Annotated in this window: 5 protein-coding genes; all 5 read left to right on the forward strand. The window is 73.6% G+C overall.

Features of this window, described 5'->3' with window-relative positions:
* The first annotated feature begins 31 nt into the window (after window positions 1-31).
* Window positions 32-1,246: an FAD-dependent monooxygenase gene (locus tag AR3_RS19100; protein ID WP_067915588.1), complete on the forward strand. Its 1,215-nt coding sequence runs from the start codon at window positions 32-34 to the stop codon at window positions 1,244-1,246.
* Between the two features lie 398 nt (window positions 1,247-1,644).
* Window positions 1,645-2,004, forward strand: coding sequence for an ArsR/SmtB family transcription factor (locus AR3_RS19105; protein ID WP_067915589.1), 360 nt, complete (start codon window positions 1,645-1,647; stop codon window positions 2,002-2,004).
* 1,032 nt (window positions 2,005-3,036) lie between these two features.
* Window positions 3,037-3,522 (forward strand): NADH-quinone oxidoreductase subunit B family protein, encoded by a 486-nt coding sequence (locus tag AR3_RS19110; RefSeq protein ID WP_106259023.1) that lies wholly within the window; start codon window positions 3,037-3,039, stop codon window positions 3,520-3,522.
* On the forward strand, window positions 3,519-5,558 hold the full coding sequence (locus AR3_RS19115) for a proton-conducting transporter transmembrane domain-containing protein (protein WP_067915590.1): 2,040 nt from the start codon (window positions 3,519-3,521) through the stop codon (window positions 5,556-5,558). Before AR3_RS19110 ends, AR3_RS19115 begins: the two co-directional genes overlap by 4 nt.
* Window positions 5,555-6,000, forward strand: a 446-nt coding sequence (locus tag AR3_RS19120) for an NADH-quinone oxidoreductase subunit H (RefSeq protein WP_174545460.1), incomplete at its 3' end; no start/stop codon positions are given. The genes AR3_RS19115 and AR3_RS19120, both read left to right, overlap by 4 nt.

The raw sequence follows: 6,000 nt of genomic DNA on the forward strand, positions 1-6,000 counted from the left end.
TCCCCGGTCTCGATACGCACTGAGGAGAGACATGACCGTCAACGACAGCAAGCGCTGCCTCGTCGTCGGCCTCGGCATCAGCGGCATCGCCACCGCGGTCCGCCTGCGCCAGATCGGGTGGGAGCCGGTGATCGTGGAGCGGGCGCCGGGTCGCCGGACGGGCGGCTACTTCATCGTCCTGTTCGGCGCCGGCCGGGCCGCCGCGCGACGGCTCGGCTTCGCCGACGCCATCCCGGACCGGACGGTGCCGGGCGGCAGGACCTACATCGTCAACCGGAACGGCGACCGCAAGCCCGGTCTCAGCTTCGGGGACATCCCCGGGGCCCCGCCGATGATGCTGCGCGGCGACGTCGAGCAGGCCGCGTTCAGCGCGCTCCCCGACGACGTCGAGATCCGCTATGCGACGCGACCCGTCAAGATCGAACAGGACGAGTCCGGCGCGTACGTCACCCTCGAGCACGGCGGCACGACCGCCACCGAGCGGTTCGACCTCGTCGTGGGCGCCGACGGCCTGCGGTCGACGGTGCGGCGGCTCGTGTTCGGCCCGGACGGGGCGCACCTCCACCGGCTCGGCTTCATGATCGCGGCGCTGGCGCTGCCGCGTCCGCTCGACGGCGTGTCGCCGCGCGACGGCATCAGCCTGTTCGAGCCGGGCCGCGCGATGTGGCTCTTCTCGTTCGCCGACCGGCCCCAGAGCCTGCTGTTCTCTTACCGGGTGGACGACGTCGACGAGCAGTTCACGGGGCGGCCCGCGGAGCGGGTCCGCGCCGCGTTCGGGCCGGAGCCGACGGGGCCGCTGCTCGGACAGGCGCTGGAGGCCCTCGACCTCGCCGACGAGTTCCTGTTCGACACCGTGGAGCAGGTGCGGATGGACTCCTGGTCCCGCGGGCGGGTCGTCCTCGTCGGGGACTCAGCATGGTGCGCCACCCTCTACAGCGGCATGGGCGCCTCCGCCGGGCTCGCCGGAGCCGACCTGCTCGGCAGCATGCTCCAGCGCCACCCCGACGACATCCCCCGGGCACTGCGTTTCTGGGAGGCGCAGTTGCGCCCGCACATCACCGCCTACCAGGAGTCGGGTGTCGAAAGACGCACGTTCTTCACACCCGACAACCACCTGCAGATCGCGGCCCGTTCGATGATCGCCCGCGGGGTCCGGCTCCCGGTGATCGGCAGCGCCCTGAACTTCACGCAGAACCGCGCCAAGATCACCAAGGAGCGGGAGCTCGACATCGCCGCGGCCGCCTGAACGCTTGTCGGGAAGGGGCCCGCTGGAAGGGGGAGGACTGCGCGGGCCCCTCGCACGGCCGCCCGGCCCCGAGCCGGGCGGCCGTCGCGCGCTCTGCGGCTGCGGGACGACCGGGACCGTGGCCGCGATGGACAGTTCCGACTGATCGTGGCCTGGGCGGAGAGTTTGTCGCGGCTCGGTCGCCGCGCGCCTGCGCGCCCGGTCGCGCGGACGTGCCGACTGCGGCGATCGGTTGGATGACTAGCCTGGTGGGTGTCTCGCCCGCGCCGTCTGCATGACGTCCTTCCAGTCTCAGGGGCTCGGTTCAGGCCGGGCGGTACGCGGAAGACGAGGACGGACGCCGTGACGACGAGGACGAAGACGAGGACAAGGTTGTCCACCGTGAAGGGCCTGCTGCCGTGAGGGCACCGCTGTATCAGCTGAAGGCGGAGTTCTTCAAGACGCTGGGGCATCCGGCCAGGATCCGGGTGCTGGAACTGCTCAGCGAGCGCGACCACGCGGTCTCGGAGATGCTGCCCGAGGTCGGCATCGAGCCCGCGCACCTGTCCCAGCAGCTCGCGGTCCTGCGGCGGGCGGGGCTCGTGGTCTCGCGCAAGGAGGGCTCGTCGGTCATCTATTCGCTGACCAGCCCGCACGTCGCCGAGCTGCTGAGCGTGGCGCGCGCCATCCTGACCGGGGTCCTGTCGGGGCAGGCGGAGCTGCTGGACGATCTGCGCGCGGCCGGCGAACCCGCGGAGGCGACTCGCAAAGACCGCTGACGGCCCGCGAGCACTGGCGGCGGCCCGCGCCCGCAGCTCCTTTTGACGTCCTTCCGCCATGGTCGGGGCGTCGTCGCTGAACCTGCGCGGGCGACCAAGCCGCGCGAGTGAGCGAGCGAGCATCCGTCCCAGGCCCGGCTGGCGAGTTTGCGGAGGCGGCTCGTAAACATCGCTGGCGGCCTGTCTCTGTCGGCGCCGCTGCCCTTGGCGGCGGAGGCGGCCTTGCCGCCACGCCCCCGGCCCCCATTCGCAGGAACGCCCCTGCCGCGACACCTCGCCTGGCTGCGGATCGACCTCGGCGTTAAGGCCTTGTGGACGACCAGCCGTGCGAGTGAGCGAGCTTCCGTTCGAGGCGTGTCTTGCGAGCCTGTGGAGGCGGTGCAAGGCTGACTGACGCCATGCACGCCGCCGCCTGCGCTCGGGCGAGGACCGATGACGCGGGCAAGCAACCGGGCGCCCCTCTCAGGTGCGGTTGGTGAGTCCGCCGAGGTAGTCCGCAAGGAGCGCTGACAGTCTGCGAGCACTGGCGGCGGCCCGCGCCGCTCGTTCGCGGCTGTTTCCGCTATGGCCGGGGCGTTGCGGCAAAGGCCCGCGCGGGTGACCAGCCGTGCGAGCGGGAGATTCGCCCTCCCAGGTTCGGCTTGCGAGCCTGCGGCGCCCGCTCGCAGGCCGCGAGCGCTGGCGGCGACGCGCGCCTGCCGCTCGTCTGCCCTTTCGTCACAGCCCAGGCTTCGGCGCCAAGCCTTGCGCGGGCGACCGGCCGCGTGAGTGGTTGAGCTTCCGTCCAGGTGCGCTCAGGCGTCCGCGAGGAGTGCTGGCGGCTCATCACTGAAGTGGGTGGGCCTGTCGGTGGCTTCGTGGGGGCTCGTTCGGGCGCTGGGCTGGTCCTTGGTGTGCTTCGACGTGAGCGTCTGGGTCCTCAGTGACGTCGTGTCCGGTTGGGACCTCAGGAGTTGCTAAAGTTCGCAATTGCGCACAACGCAAGGTGCATGCGGGTGCGGGCCTCCCCCGAAGATCACCACGAGGAACCTGGTGAAAGATCTGCTGCGCAAGATCCGCAAGACCGGTCGGGTCGCGGAGGACCCTCCCGAACGTCCCGCCGAGAGCGCCCCGGACGCCCTTCGCGAGCTGGGTGGGTCCGTGCAGCTGCGGCACGTGGACGCGGGGTCCTGCAACGGCTGCGAGGTGGAGATCGCGTCGGTGTTCGGGCCGGTGTACGACGCGGAGCGGTACGGCGCGCGTCTGGTGGCCTCGCCGCGGCACGCGGACGCGCTGGTGGTGACCGGCCCGGTGACCCGCAACATGGAGATGGCGCTGCGCCGCACCTACGAGGCGGTGCCCGCGCCGAAGGGCGTGATCGCGCTCGGTGACTGCGCCCGCAACTGCGGCGTTTTCGCGGGGGCGTACGGGGTCGTCGGCGCCGTGCGCGACGTGGTGCCGGTCGACGTGGAGGTGCCGGGCTGCCCGCCCGAGCCGGAGGCGATCGTGGCTGCGCTGCGGGGGCTCACCGGGCGATGACGAGCGTGACAGGCGCCGCGCTGTCGGCGTCCCTCGGAGCGAGCGTGCTCGCCGCGTCGGCGGGGGCGGTACTGCCGCGGCGAATCCGTCCGGTCGCGGCGGGGATCGGCACGGCGGCCGCCGGGGCGGCGGCCGTGGTCGCCGGGGTCGCGGCGATGACGGGACGGTCCTGGTCGGCGTGGCTTCCGGAGCTGCTCCCGCTGGCCGGGGTGCGTCTGGCGGTCGACCCGCTCGGCGGCCTGTTCATCGCCGTCACCGGTGCGGTGGCGGTGTGCGCGGCCGTGTACGGGGTCGGCTACGCGCGTCCGGCGGACGGCCACGGCGGGCACGGCCTGGACGGCCGGACGGTGCAGGCGGTTCTGCCTTTGTTCGTGGCGGCGATGCTCCTGGTGCCCGCCGCGGCGAGCGTGAGCACGTTCCTCGTGGCGTGGGAGCTGATGGCGCTGGCCTCGCTGCTGCTGGTGGTGGCCGAGCACCGGCACCGCGAGTCGGTGGGGCAGGCCGGGCTCTGGTACGCGGTGATGACGCACCTGGGCCTGGTGGCGATCCTGGCCGCGCTGGCGGGGCTGGCCGCGGCGGCGCACGGCGAGTCGTTCGATCGAATGCGCGCCGCGGCGGAGGGGATGTCCCCGGCGGTGCGCGGCGCGGTGTTCGTCGCCGCGTTCGCCGGGTTCGCGTCGAAGGCCGGGATCGTTCCGCTGCACGTGTGGCTGCCGCGCGCCCACCCGGAGGCGCCGAGCCACGTGTCGGCGCTGATGAGCGCCGCGATGGTGAACCTGGGCGTGTACGGGATCGTCCGGGTCGGGTTCGACCTGCTGGGCGGCGGGCCGAGGTGGTGGTGGCTGCTGGTGCTGGCGGCCGGGGCCGTGTCGGCGCTGTACGGCATCCTGCAGGCGGCGGTGGCGACCGACCTCAAGCGGCTGCTGGCCTATTCGACGTGCGAGAACATGGGGCTGGTGCTGGTCGGCCTCGGCGCCGGCGGGCTTCTGGTCACCGCCGACGCGCGGCCGCTGGCGGCGCTGGCGCTCACGGCAGCGCTGCTGCACGTGGTCAACCACTCCGCCTTCAAGACGCTGCTGTTCCTGGCGGCCGGGTCGGTGCTGCGCGCCACGGGCCTGCGCGACCTGGACGCGCTGGGCGGGCTGCGCACGCGCATGCCGGTCACGACGGCGATGTTCGCCGTCGGGGCGTTGGCGGCGTCGGCGTTGCCGCTGGGCAACGGCTTCGTCAGCGAGTGGCTGCTGCTGCAGAGCCTGATCGGTTCGCTCGGCGAGGGCGGGACGATCACGGCGGTGACCATGCCGGTGGCGGTAGGGGCGCTGGCCCTGTCGGCGGGTCTCGCGGTCGCCACGTTCGTCAAGGCGTTCGGCACCGGGTTCCTCGCCCGTCCGCGCACGCCGCAGGCGGAGGCGGCGGCGGAGAGCCCGGCGGCGATGGGCGTGGGCATGGGCGCGGCGGCGGCGTGCTGCGTGGCGCTCGCGCTGGTCCCCGCGTTCACCGTGCCCGGCCTGGCCCGGGCCGTCCAGGTGGTGCTGCCCGGCCAGGACGCGGTCGCCGGGCAGGTGACGCTGCGGCTGGCCGCGGCGTCCAGCACCATGTCGCCCCTGCTGATCGCCGTGGGCGTGGCGGTCGCCGCGGCGGCGCTGCTGGCGTTGCTGCGGTTCGCGACGACCTGGCGGGTGCGGCGGCGGGCCCGGCTGTGGGACTGCGGGATGGGGCCGATGACGGCCCGGATGGAGTACACGGCGACCTCGTTCGCCGAACCGCTGCAGCGGGTCTTCGACGACGTGCTGGCGCCGGAGACCGACGTGAACGTGACCCCGCTGGCCGAGTCGGCCTACCTGGTGGACAGCGTGTCGTACCGGGCGCGGGTGGGCGACCGGATCGAAAGCCGCCTGTACCGGCCGTTGATCGCGGCGGCGACGGCGGTCGGCGAGGCGGCGCGGCGGCTGGCCGACGGCAGCGTGCACCGCTACCTCGCCTACGGCTTCTTCACCTTCACCGGAGTGCTGATCGTGCTGGCGGTGACGCGATGAGCGGCTCGACGACCCTGGCCGGGACCGTGGGAGCGGCCGCGCAGGTGGTGCTGGTGGCGGCCGGCTCGCCCCTGCTGGTGGGCGTGATGCGGCAGGTCAGGGCCCGGCTGGAGGGCCGGGCGGGCGCGGGCGTGCTGCAGCCGTGGCGGGACCTGCGCAAGCTGCTGCGCAAGGAGGCGATCACCCCGCACGGCACCGGGCCGGTGTTCCGTGCGGCGCCGCTGGTGCTGGCGGCCACGGCGCTGGTGGCGGCCGGCGTCGTGCCGATCGCCACGACCGAGTCCCCGCTGGACGGCGCGGCGGACCTGTTCGCGGTCACCGCGCTGCTGGCGCTCGGCACGGTGGCGCTCGCGCTGGCCGCGCTGGACACCGCCACCGCGTTCGGCGGCATGGGCGCCAGCCGCGAGATGACCGTGCTGGCGCTGGTCGAGCCCACCATCCT

The organism is Actinomadura rubrobrunea NBRC 15275 (assembly GCF_001552235.1).
Classification (GTDB): Bacteria; Actinomycetota; Actinomycetes; order Streptosporangiales; family Streptosporangiaceae; genus Spirillospora; species Spirillospora viridilutea.

What these genes read in the sequence shown, in the direction of transcription:
- AR3_RS19100 (WP_067915588.1), top strand. Translation starts at nt 32, where the DNA reads ATGACCGTCAACGACAGCAAGCGCTGCCTCGTCGTCGGCCTCGGCATC.
- AR3_RS19115 (WP_067915590.1), top strand. Translation starts at nt 3,519, where the DNA reads ATGACGAGCGTGACAGGCGCCGCGCTGTCGGCGTCCCTCGGAGCGAGC.